The sequence below is a fragment of the Pseudomonas sp. FBCC-B1667 genome, from assembly GCF_059133255.1.
In genome coordinates, this window is the sequence record NZ_CP101437.1 from 4,763,532 (window position 1) to 4,782,141 (window position 18,610).

General features: G+C 53.6%; 17 protein-coding genes. All 17 read right to left on the minus strand.

Features of this window, described 5'->3' with window-relative positions; all coding sequences use genetic code 11:
• Positions 1 to 34: 34 nt before the first annotated feature.
• The 17 genes from NL116_RS21920 to NL116_RS22000 all read right to left on the minus strand — a co-directional run bounded on the left by NL116_RS21920 (position 35) and on the right by NL116_RS22000 (position 18,582).
• Positions 35 to 1,081: an acyltransferase gene (locus NL116_RS21920; RefSeq protein WP_494374005.1), complete on the minus strand. Its 1,047-nt coding sequence runs from the start codon at positions 1,079 to 1,081 to the stop codon at positions 35 to 37.
• 7 nt (positions 1,082 to 1,088) lie between these two features.
• Positions 1,089 to 2,471: an ABC transporter ATP-binding protein gene (locus NL116_RS21925; protein WP_494374006.1), complete on the minus strand. Its 1,383-nt coding sequence runs from the start codon at positions 2,469 to 2,471 to the stop codon at positions 1,089 to 1,091.
• Positions 2,472 to 2,479: 8 nt separating this feature from the next.
• Positions 2,480 to 3,277 (minus strand): ABC transporter permease, encoded by a 798-nt coding sequence (locus NL116_RS21930; RefSeq protein ID WP_494374007.1) that lies wholly within the window; start codon positions 3,275 to 3,277, stop codon positions 2,480 to 2,482.
• Positions 3,274 to 4,497 carry a glycosyltransferase gene (locus NL116_RS21935; RefSeq protein WP_494374008.1) on the minus strand — a complete coding sequence of 408 codons (1,224 nt, stop codon included), beginning with the start codon at positions 4,495 to 4,497 and terminating at the stop codon, positions 3,274 to 3,276. Before NL116_RS21935 ends, NL116_RS21930 begins: the two co-directional genes overlap by 4 nt.
• Positions 4,494 to 5,708, minus strand: a complete 1,215-nt coding sequence (locus tag NL116_RS21940; protein ID WP_123432686.1) for a glycosyltransferase family 4 protein — start codon at positions 5,706 to 5,708, stop codon at positions 4,494 to 4,496. The genes NL116_RS21935 and NL116_RS21940 overlap by 4 nt, the downstream gene beginning before the upstream one ends.
• A complete protein-coding gene (locus NL116_RS21945) occupies positions 5,705 to 6,721 on the minus strand; it encodes a class I SAM-dependent methyltransferase (RefSeq protein WP_494374009.1) in 1,017 nt (338 codons plus the stop codon). The genes NL116_RS21940 and NL116_RS21945 overlap by 4 nt, the downstream gene beginning before the upstream one ends.
• 41 nt (positions 6,722 to 6,762) lie before the next feature.
• Positions 6,763 to 7,884, minus strand: coding sequence for a non-hydrolyzing UDP-N-acetylglucosamine 2-epimerase (gene wecB, locus NL116_RS21950; RefSeq protein ID WP_494374010.1), 1,122 nt, complete (start codon positions 7,882 to 7,884; stop codon positions 6,763 to 6,765).
• Entirely contained in the window at positions 7,877 to 8,887 is a 1,011-nt protein-coding gene (locus NL116_RS21955; protein ID WP_123432689.1) for a polysaccharide biosynthesis protein, read from the minus strand. The genes wecB and NL116_RS21955 overlap by 8 nt, the downstream gene beginning before the upstream one ends.
• Before the next feature lie 16 nt (positions 8,888 to 8,903).
• A complete protein-coding gene (locus NL116_RS21960; RefSeq protein ID WP_494374011.1) occupies positions 8,904 to 9,758 on the minus strand; it encodes a dTDP-4-dehydrorhamnose reductase family protein in 855 nt (284 codons plus the stop codon).
• 633 nt (positions 9,759 to 10,391) lie between these two features.
• Complete coding sequence (locus NL116_RS21965; protein ID WP_494374012.1) at positions 10,392 to 11,405, minus strand: MraY family glycosyltransferase; 1,014 nt, start codon at positions 11,403 to 11,405, stop codon at positions 10,392 to 10,394.
• Positions 11,402 to 12,364, minus strand: a complete 963-nt coding sequence (locus NL116_RS21970) for a UDP-glucose 4-epimerase family protein (protein WP_494374013.1) — start codon at positions 12,362 to 12,364, stop codon at positions 11,402 to 11,404. Before NL116_RS21970 ends, NL116_RS21965 begins: the two co-directional genes overlap by 4 nt.
• A 307-nt stretch (positions 12,365 to 12,671) precedes the next feature.
• Positions 12,672 to 12,911, minus strand: a complete 240-nt coding sequence (locus tag NL116_RS21975) for a lipopolysaccharide assembly protein LapA domain-containing protein (protein ID WP_494374014.1) — start codon at positions 12,909 to 12,911, stop codon at positions 12,672 to 12,674.
• A gap of 27 nt (positions 12,912 to 12,938) precedes the next feature.
• On the minus strand, positions 12,939 to 13,235 hold the full coding sequence (gene ihfB, locus NL116_RS21980) for an integration host factor subunit beta (protein ID WP_003369729.1): 297 nt from the start codon (positions 13,233 to 13,235) through the stop codon (positions 12,939 to 12,941).
• 144 nt (positions 13,236 to 13,379) lie between these two features.
• Complete coding sequence (locus NL116_RS21985; RefSeq protein WP_494374015.1) at positions 13,380 to 13,658, minus strand: hypothetical protein; 279 nt, start codon at positions 13,656 to 13,658, stop codon at positions 13,380 to 13,382.
• 218 nt (positions 13,659 to 13,876) lie between these two features.
• The gene (rpsA, locus tag NL116_RS21990) at positions 13,877 to 15,568 is read right to left on the minus strand and encodes a 30S ribosomal protein S1 (protein WP_027924113.1); all 1,692 of its coding nucleotides are present in this window, start codon (positions 15,566 to 15,568) and stop codon (positions 13,877 to 13,879) included.
• Positions 15,569 to 15,688: 120 nt separating this feature from the next.
• Positions 15,689 to 16,378, minus strand: a complete 690-nt coding sequence (gene cmk / locus NL116_RS21995; protein WP_027924112.1) for a (d)CMP kinase — start codon at positions 16,376 to 16,378, stop codon at positions 15,689 to 15,691.
• Entirely contained in the window at positions 16,375 to 18,582 is a 2,208-nt protein-coding gene (locus NL116_RS22000; RefSeq protein ID WP_494378113.1) for a bifunctional prephenate dehydrogenase/3-phosphoshikimate 1-carboxyvinyltransferase, read from the minus strand. Before NL116_RS22000 ends, cmk begins: the two co-directional genes overlap by 4 nt.
• Positions 18,583 to 18,610: the final 28 nt, after the last annotated feature.

Below are 18,610 nucleotides of genomic sequence, written 5' to 3' on the forward strand. Positions count from 1 at the left end.
CCTGTCCTCAGGTGGCTTCTATTAAAATTAATAGCTACCCCACCAATTTTGCGGAATACGGTATCAACCGGGTCAGAGCTGCCAGCACCAGACACACCGCAAACGTGGCCAAAGACAAGCTTAGAATCGATGTGACAGTCGACATTGACGCAAGGTTCAAGGTAAATCCGAACATCCCGGCCTTGATCAGGTCGATGACCAACAGATGCATAAAATACACGGGGAAGACGATGCTGGACAAAAACGCCACAGGGCGAATCAAACGGGCGGTTACGCGGATTTTTCTGATCAGATGGAACGCGGCACACGCAGCAATCAACACGTTAGGACTGAAATACAGGAAGGCCGTCTCGTCCGGAATCGGTGACAGCGAGTTAAGCCGCCAACTGATGAGAAACGTCACCAGGCTTGCCAGGCAAAAAACCACTGCACTGCACCAGGCGGGCACCTTACTCAAAACATCTGAACGAATGATATAGAAACCTAACAGGAAGTAACCCGGCCAGTTCAAAAAGCCTGTAAGTGTCAAATGACTAAGGACATTGACTGGGAAATACACCGTCACCGCATTAATCACGAACCAAACGCCAAAAAAATAGGCCGCCAACCGCTTACTGGCCAACAAAGCCACAGAGATCGGTTGCAGTATTGGCAACAGTATGTAAACACCAATGGTCATGTAGACGAACCACAGGTGATACATCACCGGCCCCTGCAGGGCCTGAAAAAGTGCATTCGGAACATTCAGCGGTTTACCGGTCCAGTAGTTCAGCCAGAAAACGTGCAACACACTCCAGAACGCGAGTGGGATAGCAACCTTTAGAACCCTGGACACAATCCCGCCCAGCCCTTTGGACAGGTCTCGGCCCAAAAGCAGTGCCCCCGAAAGCATTGCAAACAGCGGCACTGAAACTCTCGAGATCGAGTCGAGGGCATTAGCGACCAAAAAGCTATTCAGTTCTATATTTCTATATTCATAGAAGATCGGTGCCGAAATATGGATGAGCACCACCCCAAACATCGCAATCAATCGGCAAACATCCGCCCAGGCTAACCGCCCCGGATCTTGTTGTTGTGTCATGGTCGGGTCAAGCCTTCGAGGTAAGAATAATTTTGTCCAACGGTGCTCCGACGATAACGCCGTCGATGCTCGAAGCAACTACTTTGAATAACACGGCGTCGTGCATCCAGTGCAGTTGCACGTGTTCATGCAAGGTACCGTTAGCTATAGCGGCCACGATCGAATAGTCACCCACAGCCAGAATCGGCAATTTGAAATGAAATTCAGCGTCGATGCGTTTGCCTGCAACAACCCGGACTGGCGACTCCTTGTAGGAGTGGTAGGTGTTTCCACCGATTAAAGGCTGCCCCAGACGGTCCTTGATGATGAACCCGATAATAGGCAAATCCACGTCGTGGATAGCCTTGGCTGAAACCTTTACGACAACTTCCGCACCGCCTTCACACACCGTCAGCTGACGACCTTTGGCATTGGCGAAGCTGACTTTCTGTATTTCTGCGCCACCGGTACCGAATGTCGAAGACTGTGGGTTGAAGCCGAAGCTCTCGATCTCTTGAGCCCCTTTGGAAATGGACTCATCATCGTGCATAACGATACGTTGCTCGATAACTTCGTCGACCGATTCCTCTTCGACGATGTCCTCGACTTCTTCTTCGTTGTCTGCCTCAACGGCTACCGCAGCAGCGCCCTCGGCACCGGTATGTTGCATGTAGAGCTGAGCAAAATACTTTTCACAGACATCTTTCGCGCTGCCGGCATCGCGAACAACACCGCCTTCCAGCCAGATCGCATGATCGCAAAACGCAGTGACAGCAGCGAGATCGTGGCTTACGAAAAGAATCGTGCCCCGCTCCTGAAACTGTCGCAGGAAACGCATGCACTTCTGCGCAAAGAACGCATCGCCCACCGACAAGGCTTCATCGATAATCAGAATATCAGCGTCGACATGAGCAATAACGGAGAACGCCAAGCGAGCCTGCATGCCACTGGAATAGGCTTTTACAGGCTGGTCGATAAAGTCGCCCAGCTCCGAGAAATCAACAATCTTCTGAAACCGCTCTTCAATGCAGGACTTCTTCAACTCGAACAAGCTGGCGTACAAGTAGATGTTTTCGCGGCCACTGAACTCGGGATTGAACCCCGAACCCAGCTCCAGGACCGCAGCCACTTTCCCGTTGATTTTCACCGAGCCTTTAGTCGGCGTCAGGGTTCCGGTCAGCAATTGCAACAGGGTACTTTTGCCAGCACCGTTGCGGCCGATCACGCCCACTGATTGCCCCTTCAGAACTTCGAAGTTGACGTCCTTCAGTGCGAGGAAATCGCGATAGTAATTACGCTTCCAGCCGAGAAAGATCTGCTTAAGGCGATCATGGGGAGCGTCATAGATGTGGTAGGCCTTTTCAAGACCAACAACTTCAATGACCGGCTGCGGCTTTACTTCTGTAGTCATGTCCATACTCATAAAACGTCCGCAAAGCCGTGTCTGACAGATCTGAAGAAACGAAGGCCGAGCCAGCAGACGACCAGGCTCACGCAGGTGTAGACCAGCAAGCCCTGGAAGTTGGGAATCACGCCATTGATCATCACCAACCGCGCCTGTTCAACGATAAACGACAGCGGATTGAGCATGATCAACTGACTGGCCCATTGCGGAAGTTTGTCGAGCGGATAGAGCACTGGAGAGAAAAACATCAACGCTTGAGTGATCACGATGGTCAACTGCGCGATATCCCGCAGGAAAACCCCCAGCGCACTCAGGAACCATGTGATGCCTAACAGACACAGAACCATAGGCGCGATGACTACAGGCAGAAAGACGATGGTCCATTGCAGGCTGCCATTGACGAACAGGGCTATAACCGCCCACGCGACGATACTCAGGCACAGCTGAAAGACGGCTGAGCCGATGGGTACCCAAACCAGAAGCTCGACCGGGAACACCACTTTCTTGACGAAATTCGGATTCGAGGTAATCAGGTTGGGCGCGCGGTTTACACACTCGGCAAAGAACGTGAATACGATGAGACCGGGAAACAACATCAACGCAAAGCCTGTGATGCCTTCGACACCTGGCCAACGAGAAGGCAAGAAGTAGCCAAACACCACGGCGTACATTGCCAACGTCATCAACGGAGTGATCAGCGGCCACAGGACGCCTAACAGCGCGCCCTTGAACCGCATGTCGACGTCGCGCTTTATCAGTTGCTTGATTAAATCGAAATGTCTTACATGAGCAGTGAGGATATTCTGACTCAATTAGAAATCCCCATTGATGCTTTCGTATGATTCCCCAAAAACGCGAGAAAGGATTCTTTCATGCGTTCCAAAGTGAAATCCTTCATGAAGCAAGAATGGCCATTAGCGGCAAAACGACCGTAAGCCTCGGTGTCCTGAACTGCTTTTTCCAATTGGCTGATGATCGCCGAAGTATCGAGCGACTCGCAGATAAAGCCAGCCTCATTATCTTTGATGTACTTTGCCGGAGACGCGTAAGCCGGGGCATGACAGAACACCGGCCGGCCCGCGGCAAAGTAGGTGACAACCTTCGACGGGAAGCTGTTACTGGATTCTTCGTGGTATTCGCCGGAGAACCAGTAAGGCAAATAGAGAAGGTCCGACTCGGATAACAGTCGAATCGTCTCTTCCTGGCTCTGCCAACCCAGGTACTCAAAATTCGAAGGGCTCTGAGTGAATACTTTGAAAGCGCCACCCATGACACGCACACGAATCCGTTTGCCGGCAATTTTCCAGTTGCAGGCATTCAGGGCATGTTGCAGGCATTCCCACTCTGTCTGCGCATAAAATTGACCGGCCATCGCAATGATGAATTCATCGCTATCATGCGCTTTGGTCGCTGGCGGCAATGCCAGTTCGCGAGGTAGGCCAGCGATAACCGGTGCATTTACTACACGGTACTTATTCGTGTAGTTCTCGGACATCGCCCACGACGCGGTGGCACAGGAAACGCTGTTCTTGATGACCTCGTCGAACTCTTTAAGCAGACGACGGCGAGTAAAACCGTCGATAAGGTTCGCTTGCAGCCACCAGCCGAACGGATCCCAGACCTGAGTGAGCAGCGGCACATTGAGGGCTTTGGTCAATTGGCGAGCCAGACGCACCATGGTCTGGCCTTGCAATACAACCCACACCGCATCAACTTTTTGTGCTTTGGCGAACTCGACAATTTGCGGCAGCAATTCACGCTGCACGCGACCAGCCTGTACCAACTCAAACGGAAATGCCGACAAGATCCCTGCCTTACGAGGAAGCACGCGAACAGCGGCCTCTCGTGGCTTCCTTAAAATCAGCTTCGGAACCGATTCGAGTTCCGCTGGAATCTCGGGATTTAGCGCAGAATTAACCACGGCACAAATCGCGACCTGATCCTTAGGCAGAAAACCGACCAACCGATCCAGCACCAATCCTGCCGTAAAGTTACGGCAAGGTGGAATATCAGTCAAAAGCAGTACTTTCATTTAGCAGCAACCGTTTTGTATATCTCCGCCAGCCGCTGGGCATACAAGTCGTCACCATAGTGCAACTCGGCAATCTCTCGTCCCTTGCGACCACGTTCTTCACGCTCAGCCGGATTGTCGATCAGGTGTTGCAGAGCGCGGTAGAGTCCTTCTCCATCGTGCATCGGTACCGATACCCCTACCTCAGGAGCAAAAGTTACTTCTGGTAAAGAAGTCCCTTCGAACACGATCACCGGTTTGCCGCACGCGAACGCCTCGATGGCCATTACGCCAAACGCTTCTACGATCGACGGCATCAGGAAGATGTCGGACGCGACAAACGCATCGCGGGCCAATTCTTCATCGTTGGTCCAGCCAAGTTCAACCAGCTGGAATCGATCGGCGAACTGCTCCATCAACCCTTTGCTGTTGAGCGTCAACAGGCAAATTGGCTGATTGGCACTAATTCGCTCAAGCGCCTGAATGATGTACGGCAGGCCTTTGAACTGGTTATCCACAGCCCGGAAGCAGATGACCAACGCATCATCTGGAATACCGAACCGTTTACGCGCATCCGGCGAGGCATTTGGATTGAAGAAATCCAGGTCCAGGCCAAACGGCACCTGATGGATATCAACATCCTCGAAAAGAGGAGAAGCCTCGACCATATCGCGCATCCACTTCGAAGCCACGATTACGTCGAACTTCGATTTGTTGTACGCTCGTTTTTTGTACTTGAACAAAAACGCCGTCGTATCCATCAGTAGCGGGAAGTGAATATCCAGGTCAGGGCATTTGCCGCAACCGGTCATCCAGCGCTTGCACTCGAATGGATAAACGCAATGCCCGGTCATGGCCCACGGGTCATGCAGCGTCCAGACTGTCGGTTTACGCCGGGTGATTTCCGGCAGGTCGCCGAGACTCATGTAGCCCGAGTGAATGATGTGCAAATGCAACACATCTGCCTCCTCGAAGGCAGGCATTTTCATCATCTGCTTGGCGTGCGGATACAACACGGACTGCATTGAGGTCAAGCGCTCAACCCGATTGATAATCCGGTTGATTTTCCTTGTATTCTTCCCCTCGAAAGTCAGGACTTCGGGGTTCTGAGTATCCTTCTCCCAAATAAGGTGTCGAGATTCGACATCGTATTTTTTCAGTAACGGCGTAATGGATAGACCATTAAATCGACGACCTGGTGACTCGTAGCCATTGACCTGAAGTACCTTCATTTCCGAAATGAACCTGCTTTCAGCGCGAGACGGGCAATCACGCTATTGGCAATAATTTGTTCGCGACGAACGAGGTCCGCCTGAATGCCTTTGAGGTTTGCTTCATGATTTGCAAGTTGAGCTTCTTTCTCTGCGACCCAGGCTTCACGACGACGAACGTCACTTTCAAGGTCACGCAGGTTTGAATGGTGAGTGTCGAGCTGAGTTTCTTTCTCGATGAAATATTGCTCGCGCTGCTGAATCTGCAATTGGGCCTGCTGAATCTGCAACTCGCGCTCTTCGATATCCGACTCAAGCGCCTCAATACCCAGATTCTGCAAAAACTCAGGTTTCCATGCAGCAATCGGAAACTCGAAGAGCTCACGAACAGGCTTGAGTTCAGGAGCACTGGAAATGCAAACAATCGAATTGGGCGGATTTTCTTCGGTACGCGTCAGCTCGGTAACGCCATCCAGTCCCTCGTAGAAGAACTCTTTATTTGGATAGGCCTCGAATTGCTCTTCTTTGATCCAATGAACGAGGTGATGGACGTTACCGTCACCTTCGTTAAATGGAACGTTGACCATCAGACGTTTGCGGCAATCTACTTTCAGCGCAAAATTCAGGCCGTCCACTACGTGCTCCAACGCATGGCGCGAGACAACGTAGTCGAATGACCGCGATTCACGCACGTACGACTCAGCATCGCCGTTCACATACTGAATGTTTTTCGCGCCGTAGTTATCTTTAGCGTACTGAACCGATTCGATGCTCGGATCGATGCCCGTGATCTTCGCGCCTAGAATGTCACTGAGCATGAATGTGCCATGCCCGGTGCCACACCCGATGTCCAGGATAGTGAAACCGGAAACAAGCATCGACGGATCACGCAAGATGTCGGATTCGATAATGTCACGAAACAGTTGATAACTGCTCTTGTGACGAACCACCTCATCTCGGCCGTGAGTTTCTCCCGGAACCAGACGTTCACCCTCATTGTAAATTGCGTCCAACGTCTGACTATTCGTGCTCATTATCTCTCTCACTAATTTTTTTGCTTGCGCTAAATTCGGATTTACTTCGACCAAACGGTCCGATTAATAAAATCTACGTAACTCAAAACAATCCGCAGCACTTTCTGCGACACCAGCCCACCTTCATAGTCTGGTACCACACGACGAATAGCACCGGCCTGATCCTGGCTGGTGACGATACGCACAGCATCCAGAACCCGCTCCGATTTCAGGCCGCTCATGATCAGCGTGCCTTGGTCCATACCTTCCGGACGCTCGTGTGCATTACGAATCGTCACGGCGGTCAAGCCCAGCAGCGAAGCTTCTTCTGTGATGGTGCCGCTGTCGGACAGAATGCAGAACGCTTCCATCTGCAGCTTGATGTAATCAAAGAAACCGAATGGCTTGAGGAACTGGATTCTCGAATCCAGACCGTCGAGCCCCAATGCTTCCAGACGCTGACGAGTACGTGGGTGGGTGGAAACAATGACTGGCATGTCATAGGTTTCAACCAGTGCCTGCAATGTATTCAACAGGTCTTGCAGGTTGGCCGGCGTATCGACGTTTTCTTCACGATGCGCGCTGACAACGAAGAAGTTCTTCGATTTCAGCTCAAGTTTGTCGAGGATTGTGGACCCCACAATCTTGGGTTCGAAATGCTCCAGTACTTCCTGCATGTGAGAGCCCGACTTGATAATACGATCGGGTGGAATCCCTTCATCCAGCAAGTAGCGACGAGCGTGCTCGGTCAACACCAGATTAATGTCGCTGAGGTGATCCAGGACCTTGCGGTTCAGCTCTTCCGGCACACGCTGGTCGAAGCAGCGGTTACCTGCCTCCATGTGGAACACCGGAATTTTTCGGCGTTTGGCCGCGATTACTGCCAGGCAGGAGTTGGTATCGCCATACAGCATCAGGGCATCCGGCTTCTCGGCTTCCATGACTTCATCGGCTTTCTCGATCACGCGCGCGATGGTTTGCGCCGCGTTGCTGCCTACCGCACCGAGGAAGTAATCCGGTTTGCGAATATCCAGGTCATCGAAGAAAACCTGGTTCAACTCATAGTCAAAGTTCTGACCGGTGTGAACCAGGATGTGCTGGGTATGCGTATCGAACTCGGCGATAACCCGCGACATTTTGATCAGTTCAGGACGGGTCCCGACAATGGTCATTACCTTAAGCATTGAGTTGCTCCTGGATGTACGACAGTTTCAGGAGCAGCTCTTTAACGCCTTCGATGTCGAGTCGAGTGGTGTTGTGAGAGGTGTAATCCTCGAATTCGGTAATTTCCATTTCGCCTTCGACGAAGAATTTTGCGTAGTTCAGGTCACGGTTATCGGCAGGTACACGGTAGTACTGCCCCATGTCTTCGGCTTTTGCCAACTCCTCACGAGACACCAGCGACTCATAGAGCTTCTCGCCATGGCGAGTACCAATGATGCGAATTTCGTTGTCTTTGGCGAACAGCTCTTTCAGGGCCTGGGCCAACACTTCGATAGTGGACGCAGGAGCTTTCTGAACAAAAATGTCGCCTTGCTCACCGTGCTCGAAAGCGTGCAGCACCAGATCGACAGAGTCTTCCAGCGACATCAGGAAGCGAGTCATTGTCGGGTCAGTGATAGTGATCGATTTGCCTTCACGCAGTTGTTCGATGAACAACGGAATCACCGAACCACGAGAGGCCATTACGTTGCCGTAACGGGTCGCGCAGAAAACGGTTTCGCCTTCAGACTGCATACGCGCCTTGGCCACCATGAGTTTCTCCATCATTGCCTTGGAGATACCCATTGCATTGATCGGATATACCGCTTTGTCGGTGCTGAGCACAATGACGCGATCAACGCGATTGGCGATCGCCGCTTTCATGACGTTATCTGCACCCAGGACGTTGGTGCGCACAGCTTCCATCGGGTAGAACTCGCAGGACGGAACCTGTTTCAGTGCCGCCGCATGAAACACGTAGTCGACGCCTTTCATCGCAGAATGGATGCTGTCGTAGTCTCGAACGTCGCCGATGTAGAATTTCAGCTTCGGATCATTCAGGGCAATCCGCATGTCTTCTTGCTTTTTTTCATCACGGCTGAAGATTCGAATTTCTTTAACGTCTGTTTTCAGAAAACGATTCAGAACAGCGTTACCGAACGAGCCAGTACCACCAGTAATCATCAAAACTTTATTATCGAACATTATCTAAACCTTGCGCTTAATTGAAGTCATGCATGTCTTGTATTAAAACCGACCACACGGGGGCAACGTAACCTGTAGCCTCCCGGAAGCGGTCCGCATTTAACGAACGGTCGATCGTCAACCTGTCCGAAGGGACAATCTCAGTGTCTTTTCCATAAGTTTTCGCCACAAGCTTCAGCAAGTCGTATTTATTTATAGGCTGAGTAGCTACGTGATACAGGCCATGCAGATCAGGACGCGGCAATACGTATTCATTGATCACCCGCGCCAACTCCATGGTTGGCAGACCGGAGAAAATAGCACCGGTGAATCCTTGAACGGTGCCTTGTTGCGCGAGGAACCAGCCGACCAAGCTGCGATGCCCGGACAATTCACGGCCGATAATCGAGGTACGCAGTGTAATGGCGTGAGGATAATCCACTTCGCCCAAAAGCTTGGAACGCCCATACAGGTCGTAAGCGTCAGGGAAGTCCGACTCCCGGTAGCCCCCCTTCTCACCCGAAAAAACGCAATCGGTGCTGATATGGACCAGACGCGCACCGGTCGCCTTGCACAAGGCGGCAAGACGATGAGGCAGCAATGTATTGATTGGCACAGCCTGAAGTGGATCATTTGCATCGGCCAATTGCTTGACCAGGCCCACACAGTTGATCACCACATCAGGTCTTATCGTCCCGAAAGCCTTGATCAGCGAGTCTTGACTTTCGACATCCACACCCAGAATGATTTTCTCGGCCAAGGCCTCTGAGAAAAACTTCCGGGAACCCTCGCTCCGAGCGGTACCGTAAACGCTCAAATCGGGGTTAGCCGATAACACTCTGTAGGCTGCGTTGCCCAGCATTCCGGAAACACCCAACACCATAACTCTCATTGCCATACTCCTCACTTCCCGGACCAAAAACTCGGGTCCATGATCCGGTTGCCACTCATCAGTTGAACGTCTTCGCCCGCTGCATCCAGAGGAGCAACAAAAGGGGGGACATATCGCGAATCTGTACTCAATGCGGGTTGGAGCCTAATTGCGAAGAGATCCATTCTTGCGGTTTCGACCAACCGTCGGTGCTCCCAAGAAAAAAACAAAGACGTTGTTCGAACCTGCAACAGAATCGCCACCAAGAACTCGCTGCTTATCCATGCTACCGAAGATATGCGGGATAGACCGGCGTTAACCCAAGGGATGCCACCACATTACACCCGAAAGCAACACCCCCTTGCATGCAGCAACGCTGCCTTGTCCAATTCAGGTAGCCACATCTGCCAATGGAGTATTGGCTTTATGCTTTCACCCCATAAAAACCAGAAAAGTTTACCATACAATTTTGTGCAATTGAGCGGCGCCGGCAGTACGCACATCCGCGGATTCAGCGCTTTAGAGACCGCGCGGTCAACACCGAAGCACTCCCTGTCCGTTCACAGACCCGCGCTTGCCATCACGCCAACAAGACCCGCTGCGCACATTATTTTGCACCTCTCCCAAACAGCATGATCGACGACACCATTCGAATCAGGTCTCCGCCTTGCCTGCGCTGTAAATCACCGCCAACACAACAAGAGGCAAATAGGCAATCAGTAGACCGACACTCCCATCCAGCGCCCCCCTTCCCACCCAAAACGCGACAGGGGCTAGCCACAGCACATTGATAAAAATGACGGCAAGGGTGATTTTCTTATGACTAAGGTGATGTCGAGAGGCGAATTGATAGGCATGACTGCGATGCGCCTCATAAACCTTCTCCCCCCGAATCAAGCGATGCAACATCGTATAGGTTGCATCCACGATGAAAACACCCGCCAAAATCAGCCAACTCCAGAGTAATTGCGGGGCGACCCAGGCTGCCTGCAATGCCAGCCCACCGAGGATCAGGCCAAGAAAACCACTGCCCGCGTCACCCATAAAAATTTTCGCAGGTGGAAAGTTCCAAATCAAAAATCCTGCACAGGCACTGGCAAGCAGGAGTGGAACCCACAACTCATTCGTGAAGCCGCCCAACCAGTATAGAAATGCCCCACCCAAGCAGACACAGATGGCCTCCGCTCCCGCAATACCGTCGATCCCATCCATAAAGTTGTACAAGTTCAAAAGCCAGACCAGATAGATGGCAGCCAATACACTTCCACACCATCCAAGGTCGACAACAAATCCAAACAGATTTATTGGGGCGAGCCCTCCCACACAAAACAAAAACCACACCGCCGCTGTAAAGTGCCCAAGCAGCCTCCATCGGGCCGCGATGTGACCATGGTCATCAGCAAAGCCTATTAAAGCCACAATAGCACCCGCCCCGAACAATCCCGCAAATACGCCCCACGAGGTCACTCCGGTCAAAGCGCATACGCACAACGCCCCAAGAAACGAAACAACTATGGATACGCCTCCACCCCGGGGAGTAGGAATCGAGTGCGAACTTCGGGCATTGGGGACATCGACGAGACTGTTACGCAAGGCATAGCGTCGCAAGTAAAACGTCATCAACCAGGACGCGACAAACACCCCTACCAACAACAACGGAAAGATCATTTGTTTTTAGTATCCAGATAATGTTTCGCCACACCCGCCAGCGCTTGCTCAATACCGACAGGCGGTGACCATTGCAATAATTCACACGTTCGCCGCACATCGACCTGAAGCGAACCACACAAGCGCACGGATAGCGCCTGCTTCCCCAGCAAAACCAACCCCATAGATAGAATCTGCTGCGGAAAAGGAATCAGTACAGAGCGAACACTCAGTGATTGAGCTACACGCTGAAGTAATTGCGTCGTGGACAGATCTTCGCCATCGCTAACGAGAAAGGTATTACCGGGGGCCGAGGGATGCTCGATGCAGCGCTCGATCAAATCAACCAGATTATCCAATGCGACCATGCTACGGCGATTGGTAATCGAACCAAATGGCAGGGGCACCCCGCGCTCAACCCATCGAAGCATGCTGAGGAAGTTGGCCTTAACGCCAGGACCATAAACCAGAGGAGGTCGGATTATTACAATCTCCATTCCTGTGCGTGCGCCCAACTCTCTTAGAGCGTCCTCGGCTTCACGCTTGGAGATTCCATAGGCATCGACTGGAGCCGGCAGGTCGGCCGAAGTAAATGGCTGACCCGGATAGGTGTGCTCCCCGTTGACCTTAATTGAACTGATAAAAACAAAGCGCTTTACGCCCGCCTGAGCAGCACTGGTCGCCAACTTGATTGTTCCATCGACGTTGGCCACTCGAAAGGCACTAAGGTCATTCGCCCCCTGCGCTGCCATCACATGCACACGCGCAGCCGCATGCACGACCGCCGTGATACCTGTCAATGCGGCTACAGGAACTTCGGCGCCCAACTCAAAAATCAGATGATCACAGGGAAAGTCCGTTTGGGACGGAGTGCGAACGCCGCATACCACGGAAAATTTCTCACTCGACAGCAACTTGGTTACAACCGCGGATCCGACAAACCCATTCGCCCCTGTCACCAGGACTTTTGAACAACTCATTTGCTCTTGCCCACCACATTCATCCTGAAAACTTCCATTACGCTTCAGCTGCGAACGCTGAACTTCTTCTCGATTATGAGCGCTTTTATTCGAGGCAATCAGGTTTGTCTTTTGCTATCCCACGACCAGGTTGTCGCAAGAGGATGCCAGCACTGACGATAGCGGCCACCCAACACAAACCCGCACTGTCGGTTACGGATGAGTCTATCGGCGTTAGGGGCCGCGTCAATGATGTCTTGGGGAATGTGACGAATAACTGCCGAGCGAACGCTCTTGTCTCCTCAGCAGCACTCCAGGGTTTTGACTATCAGACCAGGCGTTTACGTGTAGCCCGAGCCGCACGCCCCAGAAACCAGCCAAGCATCGGACCGATGACCATGCCGACCAGCAATGCAAGAACCACTACCAGCGACACCGGCAGCTGCGGCCCCGCCCAACCAAAAAACAGCAAGGAAACCGATTGCTGATTCTCTAGAACAAACGCCAGAATTGCCAAAACGAGCAACAACACAAACAAGGCGAGCAGTACGCGCTTTACATTACGCATGAGCGGCTCCTTGAATTATGGCGACCGTCACAGCCCTTCCTCCTCATCCTCGTTCACACGATCACGCAGCTCTTTTCCTGGCTTGAAATGAGGAACGAACTTACCGTCGAGGCTGACGGACTGACCGGTTTTTGGATTACGCCCTACCCGCGGCGCGCGGTAGTGCAAGGAGAAGCTGCCAAACCCACGGATCTCGATACGATCTCCAGTGGCCAGACATTGGGACATTTGCTCAAGCATGGTCTTGATGGCCAGCTCCACATCCTTGGATGAGAGCAGCCCTTGATGGGTGACAATTCGTTCGATCAACTCCGACTTCGTCATATTTTTCCCTTCTTTTTCAAGCAGCTAGGAAAAGCGCTTCAAAGGTTTTAGCATGCTCGAAAGAATTTGAACAGCCCGAGTTTTCACATATATTTTCAAGCCTCAGAGATGCCATACAAAACCCCGACGCCCCGATACCTCCACTCATCGACAGATAACCAACATGGTCCGCGTCAGGTATCCCGCCGGATTAAAGCCAAAAGGGAATTCATCCTCATCCTTCGCGTCATCAGACCTCGCCAAGACCTTATACCCTGCCGCCTTACACTCCCTATCCGCTCGCTTGCGACATTTTTCCCACCCGGACCCCAGACCGGAACAGTCAATCTCAATACCACTGACCCCGCGCACGACGTGAGTCTTGGCATTTGTGGTACACCCCGCCAACGCCAGTACAGCCATGACGACAATGAGCTTATTCATTCACATCCTTATGCCGGGCGGCTCGCCCGACTGTCGTTCACTTCAGACTAAAGATTAGCTGCAAACAAACGATTGAACCGATTAAAGCAAGAGACAGCTTATCGGGGATATTGGTTTCACGAGCAACCAATGCACCCAAAACACACCGGAGAACCCACCAAATCGCAGGCACAAAAAAGGGCGACCGAAGTCGCCCTTTTTCTATGGTCTGACAGAACTTAGTTCTGTTTTTCCATTTGTGCACGCAACAGGTCGCCCAGAGTGGTAGGACCAGCAGCGACGTCAGCAGCAGGCTTGTCTTTCAAGCTCTGGATTGCTTCTTTCTCTTCAGCATCGTCTTTCGACTTGATGGAGAGCTGGATTACACGGCTCTTGCGGTCAACGCTGATGATCTTGGCTTCTACTTCCTGGCCTTCTTTCAGAACGTTACGCGCATCTTCAACGCGGTCACGGCTGATTTCGGAGGCTTTCAGAGTCGCTTCGATATCGTCGGCCAAAGTAATGATGGCGCCTTTAGCGTCAACTTCTTTCACGATGCCTTTAACGATTGCGCCTTTGTCGTTCTCTTGAACGTACTCGGAGAACGGATCGCTTTCCAGTTGCTTGATACCCAGGGAGATACGCTCGCGCTCTGGGTCAACCGACAGGATAACGGTGTCCAGCTCGTCGCCCTTCTTGAAACGGCGAACGGCTTCTTCGCCCACTTCGTTCCAGGAGATGTCGGACAGGTGAACCAGACCGTCGATGCCGCCGTCCAGACCAATGAAGATACCGAAATCGGTGATCGACTTGATGGTGCCGGAGATTTTATCGCCCTTGTTGAACTGGCCAGAGAAATCTTCCCATGGGTTAGATTTGCACTGCTTGATGCCGAGGGAGATACGACGACGCTCTTCGTCGATGTCCAGAACCATAACTTCCACTTCGTCGCCGACTTGTACGACTTTCGAAGGGTGGATGTTCTTGTTGGTCCAGTCCATTTCGGAAACGTGCACCAGACCTTCAACGCCTTCTTCCAGCTCAGCGAAGCAGCCGTAGTCGGTCAGGTTGGTTACACGAGCGGTAACGCGAGTGCTTTCTGGGTAACGGGCTTTGATAGCGACCCATGGATCTTCGCCCAGTTGCTTGAGGCCCAAAGAAACACGATTGCGTTCACGATCGTACTTCAGAACCTTGACATCGATCTCGTCGCCAACGTTGACGATTTCGGAAGGATGCTTGATACGCTTCCAAGCCATGTCGGTAATGTGCAGCAGGCCATCGACGCCACCCAGATCGACGAATGCGCCGTAATCGGTGAGGTTTTTGACGATACCTTTGACTTGCTGACCTTCCTGCAGGGATTCCAGCAGAGCTTCACGCTCGGCGGAGTTCTCGGCTTCGAGGACGCTGCGACGGGAAACGACAACGTTGTTGCGTTTCTGGTCGAGTTTGATGACCTTGAATTCCAGCTCTTTGCCTTCCAGGTGCGTAGTATCGCGCACAGGACGGACGTCAACCAGAGAACCTGGCAGGAACGCACGGATGCCGTTAACGTCGACAGTGAAGCCGCCTTTAACCTTACCGTTGATAACGCCCTTGACCACTTCTTCGGCTGCGAAGGCTGCTTCCAGAACAATCCAGCATTCAGCGCGCTTGGCTTTTTCACGGGACAGCTTGGTTTCACCAAAGCCGTCTTCAACCGAGTCCAGAGCAACGTGAACTTCGTCACCGACGTTGATGTTCAGTTCGCCAGCGTCGTTGTAGAACTGCTCAAGCGGGATGAGTGCTTCAGACTTCAGGCCAGCGTGAACGGTTACCCAGCGAGCTTGGTAATCGATATCAACGATAACACCGGTGATGATGGAGCCTGCCTGAAGGTTCAGGGTTTTTAGGCTTTCTTCAAAGAGTTCCGCAAAGCTTTCGCTCATTTTAATTCCTGTTGATGAGGGCGAAGACTACGCCCATCTCCACACCCCAGACGGTATGGGTTAGTTTCATTTAAAAGAAGCCACCGCAGGACTATGACTGGTCCCCTGCGGCCTTCTTGGTCACCCGGCGATATCGCGAATGGCGATCTCGCTCATGATGCGTTCCAGCACCTGATCGATGGACAATTCCGTGGAATCCAGCTGTATGGCGTCAGCCGCCGGCTTGAGCGGGGCTACCGCTCGCTGGGTGTCACGCTCATCGCGGACACGTATCTCATCTAGCAGACTCGACAGACTAACACCATCGACTTTGCCCTTCAACTGCAAGTATCGACGGCGCGCACGCTCCTCGGCACTGGCAGTGAGAAATATCTTCAGGGGCGCGTCCGGAAAAACCACCGTGCCCATATCTCGTCCATCGGCTACAAGCCCCGGCATTTCCTGAAAAGCACGCTGGCGCTGCAGCAGCGCCTCGCGTACGGCGGGCAATGCAGCGACCTGGGACGCGCCGGCGCCGACACTTTCAGTGCGAATCACATCACTGACTTCGTCGCCTTCCAGAATGATTCGCTGCAGTTGACCGTCCGTCGCAGCGATGAACTGCACGTCCAGATGCGCCGCGAGCGCCTTCAGCAATTCTTCATTGGTCAGATCAACACCATGGTTGTGCGCAGCGAACGCCAGCAAGCGGTACAGCGCACCGGAATCCAGCAGATTCCAGCCCAGACGTTTCGCCAGAATCCCGGCGATCGTGCCTTTACCGGAACCGCTCGGGCCATCGATGGTAATGACTGGTGACTTGTTGATCACGACTGAGCCTCTTCAGCAACCCGGATACCGACCTGCGCGCACAGCGCGAGGAAGTTCGGGAACGACGTCGCGACGTTGGCGCAATCGTGGATGCGGATCGGTGCAGTCGCGCGCAGTGATGCAACGCTGAACGCCATGGCAATCCGGTGATCGCCATGACCATGCACTTCGCCGCCGCCGATCTGGCCGCCGTCGATGATGATGCCATCCGGGGTCGGTTCGCATTTGACGCCCAGCGCCAGCAAGCCATCGGCCATGACCTGAATCCGGTCCGACTCTTTGACCCGCAGCTCTTCAGCGCCGCGCAACACCGTACGCCCTTCGGCACAGGCTGCAGCCACGAACAGCACCGGGAACTCGTCGATGGCCAGTGGAACCAGGGCCTCGGGAATTTCGATACCTTTAAGTTTAGCTGCACGTACGCGCAAGTCCGCAACAGGCTCGCCGCCAACTTCACGCTGGTTTTCCAGCGTGATATCGCCTCCCATCAGACGCAGAATGTCGATCACGCCGGTACGGGTCGGGTTGATGCCTACGTGCTCGAGCACCAGCTCCGAACCTTCGGCGATCGACGCGGCCACCAGGAAGAACGCGGAGGACGAGATGTCGCCCGGGACTTCGATGTGGGTCGCGGTCAGCTTGTGCCCGGACTCGACCGATGCGGTCGCACCGCTGACACTGACCGGATAGCCAAAGCCTTGCAGCATGCGCTCAGTGTGGTCGCGCGTCGGCGCAGGCTCGGTAACGGTAGTCTTGCCTTCAGCGTAGAGACCCGCCAGCAGCAGGCAGGATTTAACCTGGGCACTGGCCATTGGCATGGTGTAGGTCAAACCCTTGAGCTTGTTGCCGCCACGAATGGTCATCGGTGGACGACCTTCGGCTGCGGTCTCGATCACGGCGCCCATTTCACGCAGTGGATTGGCCACGCGATTCATCGGACGCTTGGACAGCGAAGCGTCACCGGTCAGGGTGCTGTCGAAGTTCTGCGCAGCCAACAGGCCAGACAACAGACGCATCGAAGTACCGGAGTTACCCAGATAGATCGGGCCAGGCGCGGGCTTCAGACCATGCAGGCCGACACCGTGAATGGTCACACGACCATGGTGCGGACCTTCGATCACAACACCCATGTCGCGGAAGGCTTGCAGGGTCGCCAGAGCATCTTCGCCCTCAAGGAAGCCTTCAACTTCGGTGACGCCGTCGGCCAGGGAGCCAAGCATGATCGAACGGTGGGAAATCGATTTATCGCCCGGTACACGAATCCGCCCAGTCAGGCGGCCACCAGGTTGTGCCAGGAAAATCAGGTCGTTGGAGTTCATAGCGTCCACATAAGCCCGGCGGGCCAGGATTTTACTGAAATGTTCGCGGGCAACCCGGGCGCGAGTGAATACGCCCAACAATTGGTGCCCATCCCCTGCATCGACCGCGTCGCGCAAGGCGTCGAGGTCGCTGCGAAATGTATCGAGTGTGCGCAGGACAGCTTCGCGGTTGGCGAGGAAGATGTCGTGCCACATGACCGGGTCGCTTCCCGCGATTCTCGTGAAATCGCGGAAACCGCCGGCAGCGTAACGGAAGATCTCAAGGTTTTCATTGCGCTTGGCCAACGAATCGACCAAACCGAACGCCAACAGGTGCGGTAAATGGCTGGTCGCCGCCAACACTTCATCGTGGCGCTCGACCTGCATGTGCTCAACATCGGCGCCCAATTCGCGCCACAAACGGTCGACCACCGCCAGTGCGGCCGGATCGGTTTGATCCAGCGGCGTCAGAATCACTTTATGGCGACGGAACAGCTCGGCGTTGGAGGCTTCCACCCCACTCTGCTCGGAGCCGGCAATCGGATGCCCCGGCACGAAACGCGGCGGCATGCCGCCAAACGCTTCGGTTGCTGCACGGACGACATTGCCTTTGGCGCTTCCCACATCAGTCAGAATCGCCGACCCCAGATCCATTGCCGCCAGGCGTGCCAGCATTTTTTCCATGGCCAGGATCGGGATGGCCAGTTGAATCACGTCAGCGCCCTGGCAAGCAGCGGCCAGGTCTTCTTCGCAGCGATCCACCACGCCCAACTCGACCGCCAGCTTGCGCGATTGCGGATCGAGGTCGACCCCGACCACTTCGCGACACAGGCCGCTTTCACGCAGCCCCTTGGCGAACGAACCACCGATCAATCCCAGACCGACCACCACCAGGCGGCCGATCATAGGTACAGCAGATTGCAGTGCAGTGACA